Genomic DNA, 18,098 nt, shown 5'->3' with positions numbered 1-18,098 from the left:
GTCGCGAGATCGTTTCGAGGTTGGCCGTGTTCGAACGCGGTCAATACCTTGATATGTCGCAAAAGTAAGCGTTTTTTTACAAGTCGGTGTACAAAAAGGAATTATTCGGCACTAGGACCCTCTTTTGGGCGATATGCGGTTGACGGTGTTAGGTGACATAATATATACTGGGGCTAACTTTTACAACAGGCTCGAAACTTGCGCCGCGGCCGGAGGGATTGCTGGTGAGTGTAGATCTCAAAGACGTCATCGTTTCACCTTACGATTTCCAGAGCGACGAAGAACTTGTGGAAGCGGTTCGTGTCGGCGATAGCGAGGCGCTGGAATATCTGATCAACAAGTATCGGAATTTCGTCCGGGCGAAAGCACGGTCCTATTTCCTGATCGGCGCGGATCGCGAAGATATCATCCAGGAAGGCATGATCGGCCTCTATAAGGCAATCCGCGATTTCAGGGGCGATAAGCTGGCTTCGTTCAAGGCTTTTGCCGAGCTGTGCATCACCCGTCAGATCATTACGGCGATCAAGACCGCGACCCGACAGAAGCATATTCCGCTTAATTCGTACGTGTCGTTGGATAAGCCGATTTACGAAGAAGATTCAGATCGTACGCTGCTTGATGTCATCTGCGTATCGCAGGCATCGGACCCGGAAGAGCTGATTATCAACCGGGAAGAGTTTAGCGGGCTGGAAGACAAAATGTCGGAGATTCTGAGCGAGTTGGAACGTCAGGTGTTGATGTTGTATTTGGACGGACGCTCCTACCAGGAGATCGCCGTCGATCTGCACAGGCACGTCAAGTCGATCGACAATGCCCTTCAACGGGTCAAGCGCAAATTGGAACGTTACTTGGAACTTCGGGACCAGATCGTATAAAACTGTCGGAAGCCGGGTTACATAACAAATATAAGCCGTGACATGTAAATGCGGCAGGAACAGGCTCCGGGAACGGAGTCTTTTTCTTTTAGGGCCACCGAATGCCGAAAACAAGAACAGGATACGCGCGGCCAAGTTGCTGTAGTTTTTCGTTGACAGCCTATACCGCCTGTGCTAAAGTGTTTTAGGTAGGCCTAAAATCATGATTTTAGGCTCAATACGAGTTCTTCTTGATTGAAGGATATCTTCGGGAGGTGTAAATCTATGCGGGTTATTATCACGTTGGCGTGCACAGAATGCAAACAGCGCAACTATACAACGATGAAAAACAAACGTAATCACCCTGACCGCATGGAGATGAAGAAGTATTGCAAGTACTGTAACTCGCAAACTCCTCATCGTGAAACCAGATAGTTAGTTGGAGGTGTCGTAGGCGTGAAAAAAAGCTTCAAGTCTATGTTTTCCTTTTTCTCCGAAAGCTGGGCTGAACTTAAAAAGGTTCGCTGGCCCAATCGCAAAGAACTGACCAATTACACGCTTGTTGTTTTGGGAACGATTGTTGTGATGGCTTTATTCTTTTGGGTAATCGACATCGGACTCTCCTATGCGATTGAAGCGATAATTTAAGGAAGGGCCTGTAGGTGGCTTGATATGGAAAAAAGATGGTACGTCGTTCATACCTACTCTGGGTATGAGAACAAAGTCAAAGCCAATTTGGAAAAACGCGTAGAATCGATGGGCATGGAAGACAAGATTTTCCGGGTTCTTGTTCCAATGGAAGAAGAAGTGGTCGACAAAGACGGCAAGAAAAAAACCGTCATGCGTAAGGTCTATCCGGGTTATGTCTTGGTCGAAATGATCCAGACCGATGATTCTTGGTATGTTGTTCGCAACACGCCGGGCGTCACCGGGTTTGTAGGTTCGACGGGTTCCGGTTCCAAACCGACAGCCTTGCTTCCGGAAGAGGTAGAACAAATTCTGAAGCATATGGGCATGTCCGAACCGAAACCGAAGATCGAATTCGATCTGAAGGAATCCGTGCGCATCAAAGTGGGTCCTTTTGCAAACTTTGTCGGAACGGTGGAAGAAATTCTGCTGGAGAAAAGCAAGCTGAAGGTTCACGTCAACATGTTCGGGCGCGAGACACCGCTTGAATTGGATTACACGCAAGTCGAGAAGATTTAATTAACGCAAGGAGGTGTTTCTCAATGGCAAAGAAAGTCATTAAAATGGTGAAACTTCAAATTCCTGCAGGTAAAGCCAACCCGGCGCCTCCAGTAGGTCCAGCACTGGGTCAAGCAGGTGTGAACATCATGGCATTCTGTAAAGAATTCAATGCGCGCACAGCTGACCAAGCAGGTCTGATCATTCCGGTCGAGATCTCCGTATTTGAAGACCGTTCTTTCACTTTCATCACGAAAACTCCGCCGGCTGCAGTTCTTCTGCGCGTCGCTGCGAAGATCGAGAAAGGTTCGGGCGAACCGAACAAAAAGAAAGTTGCAACGGTTAACCGCGATACAGTTCGTCAAATCGCCGAACAAAAAATGCCTGACCTTAACGCTGCGAACGTAGAGTCCGCTATGCGTATGGTTGAAGGTACTGCTCGCAGCATGGGCATCACGATTCAAGACTAGTCTTGACCATCGTCCAAAGCCGAGCCTCATCGGGAAGTGCGGCATAATGTGGGAGGGTTACCCGCTAACACCACAAAGGAGGAATACACAATGGCTAAACACGGTAAAAAATACGTAGAAGCTGCGAAGCTGTTTGACGGCGAAGCAACTTACGAACCTGCTGAAGCTGTAGTTCTTGTTAAAAAGACTGCAACAGCTAAATTCGACGAAACCGTCGAAGCAGCAGTACGTCTGGGCGTAGACCCACGTAAACAAGACCAAGCCGTTCGCGGCGTCGTTGTCCTGCCACACGGCACGGGTAAAACACAACGCGTACTGGTATTTGCAAAAGGCGATAAAGCGAAGGAAGCGGAAGCTGCCGGAGCGGACTTCGTAGGCGATCAGGACATGATCAACAAGATCCAACAAGGTTGGTTCGAGTTTGATGTCTGCGTAGCAACGCCTGATATGATGAGCGAAGTCGGTAAACTGGGCCGTCTGCTCGGTGGTAAAGGCCTCATGCCTAACCCTAAAGCAGGTACAGTTACTTTCGACGTTACCAAAGCCGTTCAAGAAATCAAGGCTGGTAAAATCGAATACCGTCTGGACAAAGCAGGCCAAATCCATGCACCGATCGGCAAAGCGTCGTTCAGTGAGGAGCAGTTGAACGAAAACCTGAAAGCACTGATGGACGCGCTGAACCGCGCTAAGCCAGCTGCTGCAAAGGGCGTTTACCTGAAAGGCGTAGCTGTGTCCGCAACGATGGGACCGAGCGTTCGCGTTAACACAACTTCGTACAGATAATAAAAAGTGTTGACTTACGTCAACCTTTTAGATAGACTGTAGAAGCTGTTTCATTCCGTTCGGTTTGAACGGTCTGGTAAATTTGAATATGCTTACCGTAGACAGTAGGTGCTTTCGGGCTTAATTTCCTACCGAGGTGTGTGATAGAATTTCAGCTTTGCTGATTCGTCAAGCCTTCGTCTTCTGCGGAGGCTTTTCTTATTGCATGCGCCGCACGTTAAGTTTACTTGAATGTGGCAAAAGTGGAGGCGACCGAATCGTCCGCTGCGGCGGCTCGGCGTTTCACTCGAATTCAACAGGAGGTGTACGATTTGGCTAACGCAAAAGTGATTCAATCCAAACAAGAGTCGGTAGACGTAATCGCTGGTAAACTGCGCGAAAGCGTATCGACCGTGGTTGTCGACTATCGTGGTCTGAACGTTGCTCAAGTTACCGAGCTGCGTAAACAGCTTCGCGAAGCGGGCATCGAGTTCCAGGTTCTGAAAAACTCGCTGGTTCGCCGCGCAACTGCTGCTGCTGAACTGAGCGATCTTGACGCTGTTCTGACTGGACCGACTGCTATCGCATTCGGTACTGAAGATGCTGTAGCGCCTGCTAAAATCCTGAACGACTTCGCAAAAGCGAACGAAGCTCTGGAACTCAAAGGCGGCGTAGTAGAAGGACGCGTAGTAGGTGCCGACGAACTGAAAGCACTGGCTTCCCTGCCTTCCCGCGACGGTTTGCTGTCGATGCTTCTCAGCGTGCTTCAAGCTCCTGTGCGCAACTTCGCACTGGCAGTCAAAGCCGTTGCAGAAAAAGACGAGCAACAATCTGCGTAAGCAGTACCGAAAACCGCGGATGCGAGCCGAACGAATCGCTTAGGCGTGCCAAGACGATTCGAGAGGTCGAATGGAGCAGACGCAGTCTGAAACGTTCGCAAGAAGCCGAAGCGGTTTGAGGGGACGGATCTAAAAACACGTTTTTATATTCGTTATGTTTTAGTTTTACCTTGCTTCACAAAATCGACAGCCTTAACCGGCTGATCCCACATACCCAATGGAGGTTCACTCATGAGCAACGAGCAAATTCTTGAAGCCATCAAAGGCATGACTGTACTGGAACTGAACGACCTGGTTAAAGCAATCGAAGAAGAATTCGGCGTAACTGCAGCAGCTCCAGTAGCAGCAGCAGGCGGCGCAGTAGCAGCAGAAGCTGAGCAATCCGAATTCGACGTTATCCTGACAAGCGCTGGCGCTTCGAAGATCAACGTTATCAAAGCTGTTCGCGAAATCACAGGTCTTGGCCTGAAAGAAGCGAAAGAAGTTGTAGACAACGCTCCAAAAGCAATCAAAGAAAAAACTTCTAAAGAAGACGCTGAGTCGATCAAAGCTAAGCTTGAAGAAGCTGGCGCTGCAGTAGAAGTTAAGTAATTTCTTTTTCATAAAGAGTTACACAGGGCAGACCCTCGAAGTTATCCTGCTTCGGGGGTCTTTTCTCTTATTTGGTGCCAATCTCGAAAACTCGTGAAAAGCACGTAAGTCTTCGATCAACGATAAAGGGGTTGAAGCGGATGTCGGATCATTACTATACGAACCGCCCTACCGCCGAACATGATCGCAGAACGATTGAAGTCGAGCTACGAGGCAAAAAGGTTCGACTGGTGACGGACGCCGGCGTCTTTTCCAAAAGCGGACTTGATTACGGAAGCCGGGTGCTCATCGATGCCCTGGAAATTCCGCAAGGAGCTTCGGTATTGGATGTAGGCTGCGGATACGGACCAATCGGTATTGCGGCAGGTCTTATGGGTGCGACAAGGATTACCATGCTCGATGTGAATGAAAGAGCGATCGAACTGGCACGCGAGAATGCGGCGGCCAATGGCATTTCGCAAGCGAAAGCTATGCAAAGCGATTTGCTTGAAGCAGTATCAGAGGAACGGTATGACGTGATCATCAGTAATCCTCCGATTCGCGCAGGCAAAGAAACGGTACATCGAATGTTTGAACAGGCGAGCGAGTGTTTGAATCCGGGAGGTTCGCTGTGGATTGTGATTCAGAAAAAGCAGGGAGCGCCTTCGGCGAAAGCAAAGCTCGATTCATTGTTTGAACAGGTAGAAGAGGTTACGAAGGATAAAGGCTATCGCATCTATAAAGCAATAAAAGGTCTTTAATGCTGGAGAACGAACTTTTTGAGGAAAGTGCAAAGAGAGGTTGACCTGTGGCTAAGGCCGTGTTATAGTTGTAAAATGTCAGTATAGAATGCCCTACGTGGCTTTAGCATATTAAAATGTCGAGTAGCTCCGCAAAACAGCAAAGAAACGCGGTTTTGTTTGGGGCTTCATATTTTGATGTGCAGTTGCGGTTTTATCATGGGTTTTTCAACGACAGCGTGAAAGATATGCAGCGACGTTTCATTTTGCAAAGTTTGGTTTATGACCCGTTCTTGCGCCGCTCTTTTTTCGAATAACTCGATAAGGGCTTTTCTGCATGTAAGGGGTACGCCTGTTTTGAATTCATTATACGTGATTCAAAGGAAGGGCTGCAATGGAATTTTTAAACTCGGCATTTTTCATCCAAAAAGTGCCTAAAGTTGAGTAGACATTGAGGGGTGAGTATAGTTGACGGGACATCTTGTTCGATATGGTCGACGCACTCGGCGGAGTTATTCGCGGATTCATGAGGTGCTCGAAGTTCCGAATCTGATCGAGATTCAACAGAAATCGTATGAATGGTTCCTGGAGGAAGGTCTTCGGGAAATGTTCCACGACATTTCGCCAATCCAGGACTTTACCGGAAATCTGATTCTGGAATTTATCGATTACAGCCTCGGGGAGCCGAAATACACGACAGACGATGCCAAAGAGCGTGATGTAACTTACGCGGCACCACTTCGTGTGAAAGTCCGCCTGATTAACAAGGAAACGGGCGAAGTCAAAGAGCAGGAAGTATTTATGGGCGACTTCCCGCTGATGACCGAAACCGGTACGTTCATTATAAACGGTGCGGAACGGGTTATTGTCAGTCAGTTGGTTCGCTCTCCAAGCGTCTACTTCAATACTAAAGTGGACAAAAACGGAAAGAAAGCATATAGCGCAACTGTAATCCCGAACCGCGGTGCATGGCTTGAGCTTGAGACGGACGCTAAAGACATCATTTACGTTCGAATCGACCGTACCCGGAAAATTCCGGTAACGGTACTGCTTCGTGCACTTGGTTTCGGCAGCGATGCCGAAATCTTGGATTTGCTCGGCAATGACGAGTATATCCGCAACACCCTCGACAAAGACAACACGGATTCGACAGAGAAAGCTCTGATCGAGATCTACGAGCGTCTGCGTCCGGGCGAGCCTCCTACACTGGATAACGCGAAAAGCTTGCTGATTGCTCGCTTCTTCGACCCAAAGAGATACGATCTCGCCAATGTAGGTCGTTACAAGATCAACAAAAAGCTTCATATCAAAAACCGTTTGTTCAACCAGAAGCTTGCCGAAACGTTGATCGACACCGTAACTGGTGAAATCATCGCGGAAGCCGGCCAAATGGTAGACCGTCGTCTCCTCGACGAGATTCTGCCTTACCTGGAGAGCGAACATAGCGTTAAGACGTATCATGTTGCCGGCGGCGTGCTTGAAGCCAACGACATTCCGATGCAATCGATCGACGTCTTCTCTCCGATTGAAGATGGCAAAGTCGTTAAAGTCATCGCCAACGGTTTGATCGACAAGTCGGTCAAAAACATCACGCCTGCCGACGTCATCGCATCGGTGAGTTACTTCATCGATCTGCTGCATGGCATTGGCGACACAGACGATATCGACCATTTGGGTAACCGCCGTCTGCGTTCCGTAGGCGAATTGTTGCAAAACCAATTCCGTATCGGTCTGTCCCGTATGGAACGCGTCGTGCGCGAACGGATGTCGATCCAGGATTCGAACGTGATCACGCCTCAGGCTCTGATCAACATTCGTCCGGTCATCGCATCCATTAAGGAGTTCTTCGGCAGTTCGCAGCTCTCCCAGTTCATGGACCAGACGAACCCTCTGGCCGAACTGACGCACAAACGCCGTCTGTCCGCACTCGGACCCGGCGGTTTGACACGCGAACGCGCAGGTTTCGAAGTTCGAGACGTTCACGCCAGCCACTACGGCCGGATGTGCCCGATCGAGACGCCGGAAGGACCGAACATCGGTCTGATCAACTCCCTGTCCACGTTTGCGCGGATTAACGAGTACGGCTTCATCGAAGCGCCTTACCGTCGCGTCGATCCGAAGACGAACAAAGTGACCGAGCATATCGATTACCTGACAGCCGATGAAGAAGACAACTACGTAGTCGCTCAGGCAAATGCCCAGCTGACTGAAGATGATGCCTTCGCGGATGACATGGTTATCGTTCGTTACAACAAACAGGCTGACAACATCCTGCCAATGCCGAGTGATCGCGTTGACTACATGGACGTTTCGCCAAAACAGGTCGTATCCGTCGCGACGGCGCTCATCCCGTTCCTTGAGAACGATGACTCCAACCGCGCGCTGATGGGATCGAACATGCAGCGTCAGGCTGTACCTCTGCTGATTCCTAAAGCACCTCTCGTAGGTACCGGTATGGAACACAAATCGGCTAAGGACTCCGGCGTATGTATCGTAGCGAAACATGACGGTTACATCGAACGTTCGACAGCCAGCGAAATCACGCTGCGCCGCGTTGAGAACGTCGACGGCCAAGAAGTCAAAGGCGACTTGGTCACTTATAAATTACACAAATTCATGCGTTCGAACCAAGGCACGTGCATCAACCAACGTCCGATCGTTCGCGCGGGTGAACTCGTGAAAAAAGGCGATATCCTGGCAGATGGCCCTTCGACCGAAATGGGCGAATTGGCTCTGGGCCGTAACGTTGTCGTAGCCTTCATGACTTGGGAAGGTTACAACTACGAGGATGCGATCCTGCTGAGTGAAAAGCTCGTTAAGGAAGACGTATACACTTCGATCCATATCGAAGAATACGAATCCGATGCGCGTGACACGAAGCTGGGGCCTGAAGAAATCACGCGCGACATTCCGAATGTCGGCGAAGAAGCGCTGAAGAACCTCGACGATCGCGGTATTATCCGCATCGGCGCGGAAATCGCTGCTGGCGATATCCTGGTAGGTAAAGTCACACCTAAGGGTGTAACGGAACTGACTGCGGAAGAACGTCTGCTGCATGCGATCTTCGGTGAAAAGGCTCGCGAAGTTCGCGATACTTCCCTGCGCGTACCTCACGGTACCGACGGGATCGTCGTAGACGTCAAAGTCTTCACACGCGAAAACGGCGACGAACTGCCACCGGGCGTTAATCAGCTTGTCCGTGTTTATATCGCACAGAAACGTAAAATCTCCCAAGGCGACAAGATGGCGGGACGTCACGGTAACAAGGGTGTCGTATCGCGTATCATGCCGGAAGAAGATATGCCGTTCCTGCCGGACGGCACGCCGGTTCAGATCGTATTGAACCCGCTGGGCGTACCTTCGCGGATGAACATCGGACAAATCCTGGAAGTCCATCTGGGTATGGCAGCACAACGTCTCGGCATCCACGTGGCGACTCCGGTATTCGACGGAGCGAACGAGTACGATGTATTCGATACGATGGAAGAAGCCGGCATGCAGCGCAACGGCAAGACCGTGCTGTACGACGGACGTACCGGCGAACGCTTCGAGCGTGAAGTTACGGTCGGCGTCATGCACATGATCAAGCTCGCGCACATGGTCGACGATAAGATCCACGCCCGTTCCACGGGGCCTTACTCGCTCGTTACGCAACAGCCGCTGGGTGGTAAAGCCCAATTTGGCGGACAGCGTTTCGGTGAGATGGAAGTATGGGCGCTTGAAGCCTACGGCGCGGCATATACCTTGCAAGAAATCCTGACCGTGAAGTCCGATGACGTGGTTGGTCGCGTGAAAACGTACGAATCGATCGTCAAGGGCGAGAACGTGCCGGAACCGGGCGTACCGGAAGCGTTCAAAGTCTTGATCAAAGAGCTGCAAAGCTTGGGTATGGATGTCAAAATCCTGGGTGAAGACGAGAACGAGATCGAAATGAAGGAACTGGATGACGAGGAAGAACCAACCGGCGGCGATAAGCTGGGCCTCAACCTTGAGGGTTCGGAAGTCGGCGCGGAACAATAAGTTTTAAAAATCAGGAACCGCATATAGGGAGGGTTGCTCCTTGTTGGATGTAAACAACTTCGAGTTTATCAAGATCGGGCTCGCTTCGCCGGACAAGATTCGTTCTTGGTCGCGTGGCGAAGTGAAAAAGCCGGAAACGATCAACTATCGTACGCTCAAACCGGAGAAAGAAGGTCTTTTCTGTGAAAAGATCTTCGGACCGACCAAAGACTGGGAATGCCATTGTGGCAAATACAAACGGGTACGTTACAAAGGCGTTGTCTGCGACCGCTGCGGCGTTGAAGTGACCCGCGCAAAAGTTCGTCGCGAACGGATGGGCCATATTGAGCTTGCCGCTCCGGTTTCCCACATTTGGTACTTCAAAGGAATTCCGAGCCGTATGGGTCTGGCGCTGGACATGTCGCCGCGCTCGCTCGAAGAAGTCATTTACTTCGCTTCTTATGTCGTAACCGATCCAGGCGAGACGCCTCTGGAGAGAAAACAACTCCTGTCGGAAAAAGAATACCGTAGCTATCGTGAAAAGTATGGCTACGGGTTCCATGCCGGCATGGGTGCTGAAGCTGTGAAAAAACTCCTTCAGGACATGGACATCGACAAAGAATTGGAGTTCCTCAAAGAAGAACTTCGTACGACGCAAGGACAACGCAGAAGCCGGGCGATTAAGCGTCTGGAAGTCATCGAAGCATTCAAGAGTTCGGGGAACAACCCGGACTGGATGATTCTCGATGTGCTTCCGGTCATCCCGCCGGAACTGCGTCCGATGGTACAGCTCGACGGCGGCCGTTTTGCAACGTCCGACTTGAACGACCTGTATCGCCGCGTGATCAACCGGAACAACCGTCTGAAAAGACTGCTTGATCTGGGAGCACCGGACATCATCGTCCAAAACGAAAAACGTATGCTGCAGGAAGCGGTAGACGCCCTGATCGACAACGGCCGTCGCGGCCGTCCTGTAACAGGTCCGGGTAACCGTCCGCTCAAATCCCTCAGCCATATGCTTAAAGGTAAACAAGGGCGTTTCCGTCAGAACTTGCTCGGTAAACGGGTCGACTATTCCGGCCGTTCCGTTATCGTCGTAGGTCCTAACCTGAAGATGTACCAATGCGGTCTTCCGAAGGAGATGGCGCTGGAACTGTTCAAGCCTTTCGTGATGAAGGAACTGGTTAACAAAGGCCTTGCTCACAACATCAAGAGTGCAAAACGCAAAGTTGAGCGCGTGAGCGCTGAAGTTTGGGACGTACTCGAAGAAGTGATCAAAGAGCATCCGGTTCTGCTGAACCGTGCCCCTACGCTTCACCGTCTCGGTATCCAGGCATTCGAACCGATCTTGGTCGAAGGTAAAGCGATTCGCCTTCACCCGCTCGTATGTACGGCATACAATGCCGACTTCGACGGCGACCAAATGGCCGTGCACGTTCCGCTGTCCGCGGAAGCGCAAGCCGAAGCACGCATCTTGATGCTCGCTTCCGGTAACATCCTGAACCCGAAAGACGGCAAGCCGGTTGTTACCCCTTCGCAGGATATGGTCCTCGGAACGTATTACTTGACGATGGACAACAACCAAGCGCAGGGCGCAGGCATGATTTTGCGTAACATCAATGAAGCAGTGTCCGCTTATCAACGTGGCACGGCCGAACTCCACGCTCGCGTGGCAATTCCGGTTAAAGCTCTCAATAAAACAAGCTTCACCGATAAGCAACAAGAAGCGATGCTGATTACGACGATCGGCCGGATTATTTTTAACGAAATTTTCCCGGCAAGCTTCCCGTATATCAACGACGCGACTCGTGCAAACTTGTTCGATGGCGTGGCGGAAGACTTCTTCATCTATGAAAAAGGTGAACATGTTACCGACCGCATCATGAACGCTCCACAAACCAAAGGTATCGGCAAAGAGTATTTGGGTGAAATCATCGGACGTTGCTTCGAAGTTTACCAAACGACTCAAACTTCGATGATCCTCGACGAAATCAAGCAGCTTGGCTTCACGTACTCGACTCGTTCGGGCGTAACCGTAGCTGTATCCGACGTTGTCGTTCCACCGGAGAAAAAAGCGCTGATGGAAGAGTCGGATAAGAAGGTCGCGGTCATTACGAATCAGTATCGCCGCGGTCTGATCACCAACGAAGAACGGTATGACCGCGTTATCGAAATCTGGTCGCACGCCAAGGATCAAATCAGTGACATTCTGATGAAATCCATGGACCGTTATAACTCCATCATGCTTATGGTCGATTCCAAGGCCCGTGGTAACAAATCGCAGATCACCCAGCTGGGCGGTATGCGTGGTCTGATGGCCAACCCATCGGGTCGCATCATCGAACTCCCAATCAAATCGAACTTCCGCGAAGGCCTGACGGTCCTCGAATACTTCCTGTCTACGCACGGTGCGCGTAAAGGTCTGGCCGATACCGCACTTCGTACCGCCGACTCGGGTTACTTGACCCGTCGTCTGGTTGACGTAGCCCAGGACGTTATCGTTCGCGAAGACGACTGCGGGACGGACAAAGGCTTTATGGTTAGCCGTATCCAGGATGGCAAAGAAGTTATCGAAGATCTGTACGACCGTATTGAAGGCCGCTATTGCTTCGAGACGGTTCGTCATCCGGAAACCAACGAAATCATTGCACGCCGCAATGAACTGATTACTTCGGATAAAGCTGAAGAAATCGTCAAAGCCGGCGTTGAAAAACTGCAAATCCGTTCCGTACTCAGCTGCCGCGCGCGTCATGGCGTGTGCAAAAAGTGCTACGGACGTAACTTGGCTACGGGTAAACACGTCGAAATCGGCGAAGCAGTCGGCATTATCGCTGCCCAATCGATCGGCGAACCGGGAACCCAGCTCACGATGCGTACGTTCCACACCGGCGGCGTTGCCGGCGACGACATCACGCAAGGTCTGCCTCGTATCCAAGAATTGTTCGAGGCCCGTAACCCTAAAGGCCAGGCCACGATCAGTGAAATCGACGGCGTCGTGAAAGAGATTCGCGAAACGAAAGACCGTCGCGAAATCGAAGTTCAAGGCGAAGCCGAAAGCAAAACGTACGCTGTTACCTATGGTTCACGTCTGCGTGTACGCGAAGGCATGACCATCGAAGCAGGGGACGAATTGACGGACGGTTCCATCGACCCTAAAGAAATGCTGCGCATTAAGGGAATCCGCGGCGTGCAGAACTATATCCTTCAGGAAGTTCAGCGCGTATACCGGAACCAAGGCGTAGAAATTAACGATAAGCACGTCGAAGTCATGATTCGCCAGATGCTGCGTAAAATCCGCATCGTCGATGCAGGCGATACGACGTTGCTGCCGGGATCGTTCGTTGAAATACACGAATACGAGAAGGCAAACAAAGAAGTTATCCTCAGCGGTAAAGATCCGGCTGTAGCCAAACCGATCCTGTTGGGTATTACGAAAGCGTCCCTGGAAACCGATTCGTTCTTGTCGGCAGCTTCCTTCCAGGAAACAACGCGCGTACTTACCGACGCAGCGATCAAAGGCAAAGTCGACCAATTGCTCGGCTTGAAAGAAAACGTACTGATCGGCAAGTTGATTCCTGCCGGTACAGGTATGAGCCGTTACCGCAATATCCGTTTCGAAGAACCGGAAGGCGCAGATAACGGAGAAGAATCCTTGGAGCCTGTAACGACTGAATAAGTCGTTGCAGAGCAAGGGAACCAGGGTGGAAGGAAAGAGAAATCTTTCTGGAAACCCTGCATTCTTTGCTTGACATACTGTTCCGCCAGGTGCTAATATAGCAAAGGTGCGTGAGCAGGTTGTACCAATCCTGTCTTTTGGAGGATATGCCGAATGTCTAATGATAAAGGACTTCAGGATGCTCATGTCAAAATCGGTACCAAGCAAACCGTGCGAGCGGTTGAACTTGGAGAAGCTTCTGAAGTTTATGTAGCCATGGACGCAGACCAGCGGATGATCGCAAAGATCACATCGCTGTGCGTAAAGTCCGGCGTGAAGATCACCGAGGTTGAAACCATGCGAGAGCTTGGCAAAGCCTGCCGAATCGAAGTCGGGGCGGCGATGGTTGCGGTTCTGAAGTGAGAAAGACATAACTGTGTGAGAACGTTTTTGTTTCAAGGGCGTTAGGCGCTTGGGGCAAAAACTTTCATTTGTTCTTTTATGAACCACCTGGCTCTGTGGGCTTGAGGAAACGGTTTGTAACAAGGATGTTTACCAATATAGGAAGGGGGTGGCAATGACAATGCCAACTATTAACCAACTCGTCCGCAAAGGACGTCAAGCGAAAGTCGTGAAGTCGAAATCCCCAGCACTGCAAAAGGGTTTCAACGCACTGAAACGTGAAGAAACAAACCTGAGCGCCCCGCAAAAACGCGGTGTCTGCACTCGTGTAGGTACAATGACTCCACGTAAACCGAACTCCGCGCTTCGTAAGTATGCCCGTGTTCGTTTGACGAACCGTATCGAGGTGACTGCTTACATTCCGGGTATCGGACACAACCTGCAAGAACACAGCGTCGTGCTGGTTCGCGGAGGTCGCGTAAAGGACTTGGCGGGTGTACGTTACCATATCGTTCGCGGTGCTCTTGATACTGCAGGCGTAAACGGACGTATGCAAGCCCGTTCGAAATACGGCGCTAAGCGTCCAAAAGAAAAGAAAAACTAATTTGAGCGCCTGAGGGCGTTCAACTATCGGAGAAAGGGGGATATCCATGCCACGCAAAGGTCCAGTTACCAAAAGAGACGTACTGCCGGATCCGGTGTACAATAGCAAACTGGTTACTCGTCTGATCAACCGCATTATGATCGACGGAAAACGCGGTGTAGCTCAAAACATCCTTTACAACTCGTTCAAATTGATTCAGGAACGTACGGGCAATGACCCAATGGAAGTATTTGAAGCTGCAATCAAAAACATCATGCCAGTTCTTGAAGTTAAAGCTCGCCGTGTAGGCGGTGCGAACTATCAAGTACCGATCGAAGTTAAGCCAGAAAGACGCACAGCTCTCGGTCTCCGTTGGCTCGTTAACTACTCCCGCAACCGCGGCGAGAAGACAATGGAAGAGCGTCTGGCGGCTGAAATCATCGATGCATCGAACAACACTGGTGCATCCGTGAAGAAACGCGAAGACACGCACAAAATGGCTGAAGCGAACAAAGCGTTTGCTCACTACCGCTGGTAGGATTTCGGCTTAGTAACCAATATTGAATTTTGAAGGGAGATTCCCATTCATGACAAGAGAATTCTCCTTGAAAAATACACGTAACATCGGTATCATGGCGCATATTGACGCTGGTAAAACAACGACTACGGAACGGATTCTGTTCTACACGGGCATCACGCACAAAATCGGTGAAGTACACGATGGCGCAGCGACGATGGACTGGATGGAGCAGGAGCAGGAGCGCGGAATCACGATTACTTCCGCCGCTACGACCGCTCAATGGCACGGTTACCGCGTCAATATCATTGATACCCCGGGACACGTTGACTTCACAGTTGAAGTTGAACGTTCCCTTCGTGTATTGGACGGGGCAGTAGGCGTATTCAGTGCCAAAGAAGGTGTCGAACCTCAGTCTGAAACCGTATGGAGACAGGCTGACCGTTACGGCGTTCCTCGGATCGCATACGTCAACAAAATGGACATTATCGGTGCGGACTTCCTTAACGTTGTTAAAGATATGGGCGAGCGTCTTCAAGCCAACGCGGTAGCGATTCAGCTTCCGATCGGCGCTGAAAACGACTTTGTCGGTATCATTGACCTTGTTGAGCAAAAAGCTCATATGTATAAAGACGATCTGGGTCAAAATATCGAAGTTGTCGACATTCCGGAAGAATATCTGGCTCAAGTCGAAGAACTTCGCTCTACGTTGATCGAGAAAGTCGCGGAACTGGACGAAGAATTGATGATGAAATACCTGGAAGGCGAAGAACTCACGATTGATGAGATCAAAGCCGGCCTGCGTAAAGGCGTCGTCGATGTTAAGATTTTCCCGGTTATCTGTGGATCTTCTTACAAAAACAAAGGCATTCAGCTGATGCTGGACGCAGTTGTTGATTACCTTCCAGCTCCAACAGACGTTCCTGCAATCATGGGTACACTGGAAGACGGTACGGAAGCTGTTCGTCATTCTTCGGATGAAGAGCCGTTCTCCGCGCTTGCTTTCAAAATCATGACGGACCCTTACGTGGGCAAGCTGACGTTCTTCCGTGTATACTCCGGTACGCTTCAATCCGGTTCGTATGTACTGAACGCGTCGAAAGGCAAACGTGAGCGGATCGGTCGTATCCTGCAAATGCATGCCAACAGCCGCCAAGAAATCAGCATCGTATATTCGGGTGATATCGCGGCAGCAGTTGGTTTGAAAGATACGGGCACAGGTGATACACTGTGTGATGAGAAGAACCCGGTTATTCTGGAATCGATGAACTTCCCTGACCCGGTTATCGAAATCGCGGTTGAGCCGAAAACCAAGGCTGACCAAGATAAGATGGGCGTGGCTCTGAGCAAGCTCACCGAGGAAGATCCAACCCTTCGTGCTCATACAGACGAAGAAACAGGCCAGACGATTCTGGCTGGTATGGGCGAACTCCACCTTGATATCATCATCGACCGCATGCGTCGGGAGTTCAAAGTAGAAACCAACGTGGGTAAACCACAGGTTGCTTACCGCGAAACTTTCCGTCAACCAGCTCGCGTAGAAGGCAAATTCGTACGTCAATCCGGTGGTCGTGGTCAATACGGTCACGTATGGGTTGAATTCGAACCGCTGGAACCGGGTACAGGTAGCCAATTCGAAAGTAAGGTAGTCGGCGGTTCGGTTCCACGCGAATACGTTCAACCGGCACTTGCGGGTATCGAAGAACAGATGAAGAGCGGCGTTATCGCGGGCTTCCCGCTGGTAGACGTTAAAGCGACAATCGTCGACGGTTCTTATCATGATGTCGATTCCAACGAAATGGCGTTCAAAATTGCGGGTTCGATGGCGCTTAAAGCAGCGAAGGAAAAGTGTAAGCCTGTCCTGCTTGAGCCTATCATGAAAGTCGAAGTAACCGTGCCTGAGGAGTACATGGGCGACGTTATGGGTATGCTGAACTCCCGCCGCGGCCGTATCGAAGGTATGGATTCCCGCAGCGGTGCTCAAATTATCCGTGCGAAGGTACCTCTCTCCGAAATGTTCGGATACTCGACGACTCTGCGTTCGGGTACGCAAGGACGCGGCGTATTCTCGATGGAGCTTTCTCACTATGAAGAAGTTCCGAAGAGCATCGCTGAAGAAATCGTATCGAAAACGAAAGCAGGGGAGTAATCCTCGTTTTCACCGCCGGATGATGGGATCTTATAAGGCTTCATCGTTCGGATTGATTTTAACCCAATAATTTTTCTATATTAAGGAGGAACTGTTTCAAATGGCAAAAGCTAAATTTGAGCGTAATAAGCCGCACGTTAACATTGGTACTATTGGTCACGTCGACCATGGTAAAACAACCCTGACTGCTGCAATCACAACTGTTCTGTCGAAGACTTATGGTGGTGCTGCAATCGCGTTTGACCAAATCGATAAGGCTCCGGAAGAAAGAGAACGTGGTATCACGATCTCGACAGCACACGTTGAATACGAAACTCCAGCTCGTCACTACGCACACGTAGACTGCCCAGGTCACGCCGACTATGTTAAAAACATGATCACTGGCGCGGCACAAATGGACGGAGCGATCCTGGTTGTATCCGCAGCTGACGGCCCTATGCCGCAAACTCGCGAACACATCCTTCTGTCCCGTCAAGTAGGCGTTCCTTACATCGTCGTATTCCTGAACAAATGCGACATGGTTGAAGACGCTGAGCTTCTGGAACTGGTTGAAATGGAAGTACGTGACCTGTTGAGCGAATACGACTTCCCAGGCGACGACACTCCAATCATCCAAGGTTCCGCTCGTGAAGCGCTGCAAAACCCTGAAGGCGAATGGGCTCAAAAGATCGTTGAAATGTTCAACATCATCGATGAGTACATCCCGACTCCAGAGCGCGACACTGAGAAGCCTTTCCTGATGCCAGTCGAGGACGTATTCTCGATCACTGGCCGTGGTACGGTAGCAACTGGCCGTATCGAACGCGGTACAGTTAAGATCGGCGACGAAGTCGAAATCGTAGGTATCGCTGAAGAGTCCAAGAAATCCGTCGTTACGGGCGTAGAAATGTTCCGTAAACTGATGGATTCCGCTCAAGCTGGCGACAACATCGGCGCACTGCTGCGTGGTGTTGACCGCACTCAAATCGAGCGTGGACAAGTTCTGTCGAAACCAGGTTCGGTTAAGCCGCACACTGAGTTCACAGCTCAAATCTACGTCCTGACTAAAGAAGAAGGTGGCCGTCACAAGCCTTTCTTCACAGGATACCGCCCTCAGTTCTACTTCCGTACAACTGACGTAACAGGCATCATCAACCTGCCAGAAGGCGCAGAAATGGTAATGCCAGGCGACAACATCACAGTTACCGTATCCCTGATCGCTCCGATCGCTATCGAAGAAGGAACTAAGTTCTCTATTCGTGAAGGCGGACGTACAGTAGGCGCTGGTGCTGTAGCAACAATCCAAAAATAATAACGGCTAATCCCGTTTAATAGAGCAACAGTGTACTGGAACGAGTAACAATGTACTGTAAACGAAAGCGCGAGGCGGGGCC

At 50.5% G+C, this 18,098-nt stretch carries 16 protein-coding genes and 1 other annotated feature; all 16 genes read left to right on the top strand.

What is annotated here, in order from left to right; genetic code table 11:
• Nucleotides 1-224: 224 nt before the first annotated feature.
• The 16 genes from sigH (at nucleotide 225) to tuf (ending at nucleotide 18,016) form a co-directional block, all read left to right on the top strand.
• The gene (gene sigH / locus WKI47_RS04090) at nucleotides 225-875 is read left to right on the top strand and encodes an RNA polymerase sporulation sigma factor SigH (RefSeq protein ID WP_340225897.1); all 651 of its coding nucleotides are present in this window, start codon (nucleotides 225-227) and stop codon (nucleotides 873-875) included.
• Nucleotides 876-1,139: 264 nt separating this feature from the next.
• Nucleotides 1,140-1,289, top strand: a complete 150-nt coding sequence (rpmG, locus tag WKI47_RS04085; protein WP_083923737.1) for a 50S ribosomal protein L33 — start codon at nucleotides 1,140-1,142, stop codon at nucleotides 1,287-1,289.
• A 21-nt stretch (nucleotides 1,290-1,310) separates the two neighbouring features.
• Nucleotides 1,311-1,502, top strand: coding sequence for a preprotein translocase subunit SecE (gene secE / locus WKI47_RS04080; RefSeq protein WP_340225896.1), 192 nt, complete (start codon nucleotides 1,311-1,313; stop codon nucleotides 1,500-1,502).
• 24 nt (nucleotides 1,503-1,526) lie between these two features.
• Entirely contained in the window at nucleotides 1,527-2,060 is a 534-nt protein-coding gene (gene nusG, locus WKI47_RS04075; protein WP_037291613.1) for a transcription termination/antitermination protein NusG, read from the top strand.
• Nucleotides 2,061-2,083: 23 nt separating this feature from the next.
• Nucleotides 2,084-2,509, top strand: coding sequence for a 50S ribosomal protein L11 (gene rplK / locus WKI47_RS04070; protein WP_037291610.1), 426 nt, complete (start codon nucleotides 2,084-2,086; stop codon nucleotides 2,507-2,509).
• A 90-nt stretch (nucleotides 2,510-2,599) separates the two neighbouring features.
• Nucleotides 2,600-3,292, top strand: a complete 693-nt coding sequence (gene rplA, locus WKI47_RS04065; protein WP_340225895.1) for a 50S ribosomal protein L1 — start codon at nucleotides 2,600-2,602, stop codon at nucleotides 3,290-3,292.
• 77 nt (nucleotides 3,293-3,369) lie between these two features.
• Nucleotides 3,370-3,500, top strand: a sequence feature (ribosomal protein L10 leader region).
• 103 nt (nucleotides 3,501-3,603) lie between these two features.
• Entirely contained in the window at nucleotides 3,604-4,110 is a 507-nt protein-coding gene (gene rplJ, locus WKI47_RS04060; protein ID WP_340225894.1) for a 50S ribosomal protein L10, read from the top strand.
• A 231-nt stretch (nucleotides 4,111-4,341) separates the two neighbouring features.
• On the top strand, nucleotides 4,342-4,701 hold the full coding sequence (rplL, locus tag WKI47_RS04055) for a 50S ribosomal protein L7/L12 (protein WP_037291604.1): 360 nt from the start codon (nucleotides 4,342-4,344) through the stop codon (nucleotides 4,699-4,701).
• A gap of 140 nt (nucleotides 4,702-4,841) precedes the next feature.
• Nucleotides 4,842-5,441, top strand: coding sequence for a class I SAM-dependent methyltransferase (locus WKI47_RS04050; RefSeq protein WP_340225893.1), 600 nt, complete (start codon nucleotides 4,842-4,844; stop codon nucleotides 5,439-5,441).
• Nucleotides 5,442-5,888: 447 nt separating this feature from the next.
• Entirely contained in the window at nucleotides 5,889-9,440 is a 3,552-nt protein-coding gene (rpoB, locus tag WKI47_RS04045) for a DNA-directed RNA polymerase subunit beta (protein WP_340225892.1), read from the top strand.
• A gap of 40 nt (nucleotides 9,441-9,480) precedes the next feature.
• On the top strand, nucleotides 9,481-13,095 hold the full coding sequence (gene rpoC / locus WKI47_RS04040) for a DNA-directed RNA polymerase subunit beta' (protein WP_340225891.1): 3,615 nt from the start codon (nucleotides 9,481-9,483) through the stop codon (nucleotides 13,093-13,095).
• Nucleotides 13,096-13,248: 153 nt separating this feature from the next.
• The gene (locus tag WKI47_RS04035; protein WP_340225890.1) at nucleotides 13,249-13,497 is read left to right on the top strand and encodes a ribosomal L7Ae/L30e/S12e/Gadd45 family protein; all 249 of its coding nucleotides are present in this window, start codon (nucleotides 13,249-13,251) and stop codon (nucleotides 13,495-13,497) included.
• Between the two features lie 160 nt (nucleotides 13,498-13,657).
• Nucleotides 13,658-14,080, top strand: a complete 423-nt coding sequence (rpsL, locus tag WKI47_RS04030; protein WP_026293957.1) for a 30S ribosomal protein S12 — start codon at nucleotides 13,658-13,660, stop codon at nucleotides 14,078-14,080.
• Nucleotides 14,081-14,126: 46 nt separating this feature from the next.
• On the top strand, nucleotides 14,127-14,597 hold the full coding sequence (rpsG, locus tag WKI47_RS04025; protein WP_018978372.1) for a 30S ribosomal protein S7: 471 nt from the start codon (nucleotides 14,127-14,129) through the stop codon (nucleotides 14,595-14,597).
• Between the two features lie 49 nt (nucleotides 14,598-14,646).
• Nucleotides 14,647-16,725: an elongation factor G gene (fusA, locus tag WKI47_RS04020; protein WP_340225889.1), complete on the top strand. Its 2,079-nt coding sequence runs from the start codon at nucleotides 14,647-14,649 to the stop codon at nucleotides 16,723-16,725.
• Between the two features lie 100 nt (nucleotides 16,726-16,825).
• Entirely contained in the window at nucleotides 16,826-18,016 is a 1,191-nt protein-coding gene (gene tuf, locus WKI47_RS04015; protein WP_037291589.1) for an elongation factor Tu, read from the top strand.
• Nucleotides 18,017-18,098 lie beyond the last annotated feature (82 nt).

Origin of the sequence: Saccharibacillus sacchari (genome assembly GCF_037722395.1) — a bacterium.
Taxonomy (GTDB): Bacteria; Bacillota; Bacilli; order Paenibacillales; family Paenibacillaceae; genus Saccharibacillus; species Saccharibacillus sacchari_A.
Note: the sequence above shows the minus strand (reverse complement) of the source record. Positions and strands in the feature narration are given on the sequence as shown.

Bases quoted from the DNA above. Each gene is read 5' to 3' on its own strand.
- rpmG (WP_083923737.1), top strand. From the start codon at position 1,140: ATGCGGGTTATTATCACGTTGGCGTGCACAGAATGCAAACAGCGCAAC.
- nusG (WP_037291613.1), top strand. From the start codon at position 1,527: ATGGAAAAAAGATGGTACGTCGTTCATACCTACTCTGGGTATGAGAAC.
- rplK (WP_037291610.1), top strand. From the start codon at position 2,084: ATGGCAAAGAAAGTCATTAAAATGGTGAAACTTCAAATTCCTGCAGGT.
- rplA (WP_340225895.1), top strand. From the start codon at position 2,600: ATGGCTAAACACGGTAAAAAATACGTAGAAGCTGCGAAGCTGTTTGAC.
- rplL (WP_037291604.1), top strand. From the start codon at position 4,342: ATGAGCAACGAGCAAATTCTTGAAGCCATCAAAGGCATGACTGTACTG.
- WKI47_RS04050 (WP_340225893.1), top strand. From the start codon at position 4,842: ATGTCGGATCATTACTATACGAACCGCCCTACCGCCGAACATGATCGC.
- WKI47_RS04035 (WP_340225890.1), top strand. From the start codon at position 13,249: ATGTCTAATGATAAAGGACTTCAGGATGCTCATGTCAAAATCGGTACC.
- rpsL (WP_026293957.1), top strand. From the start codon at position 13,658: ATGCCAACTATTAACCAACTCGTCCGCAAAGGACGTCAAGCGAAAGTC.
- rpsG (WP_018978372.1), top strand. From the start codon at position 14,127: ATGCCACGCAAAGGTCCAGTTACCAAAAGAGACGTACTGCCGGATCCG.
- fusA (WP_340225889.1), top strand. From the start codon at position 14,647: ATGACAAGAGAATTCTCCTTGAAAAATACACGTAACATCGGTATCATG.
- tuf (WP_037291589.1), top strand. From the start codon at position 16,826: ATGGCAAAAGCTAAATTTGAGCGTAATAAGCCGCACGTTAACATTGGT.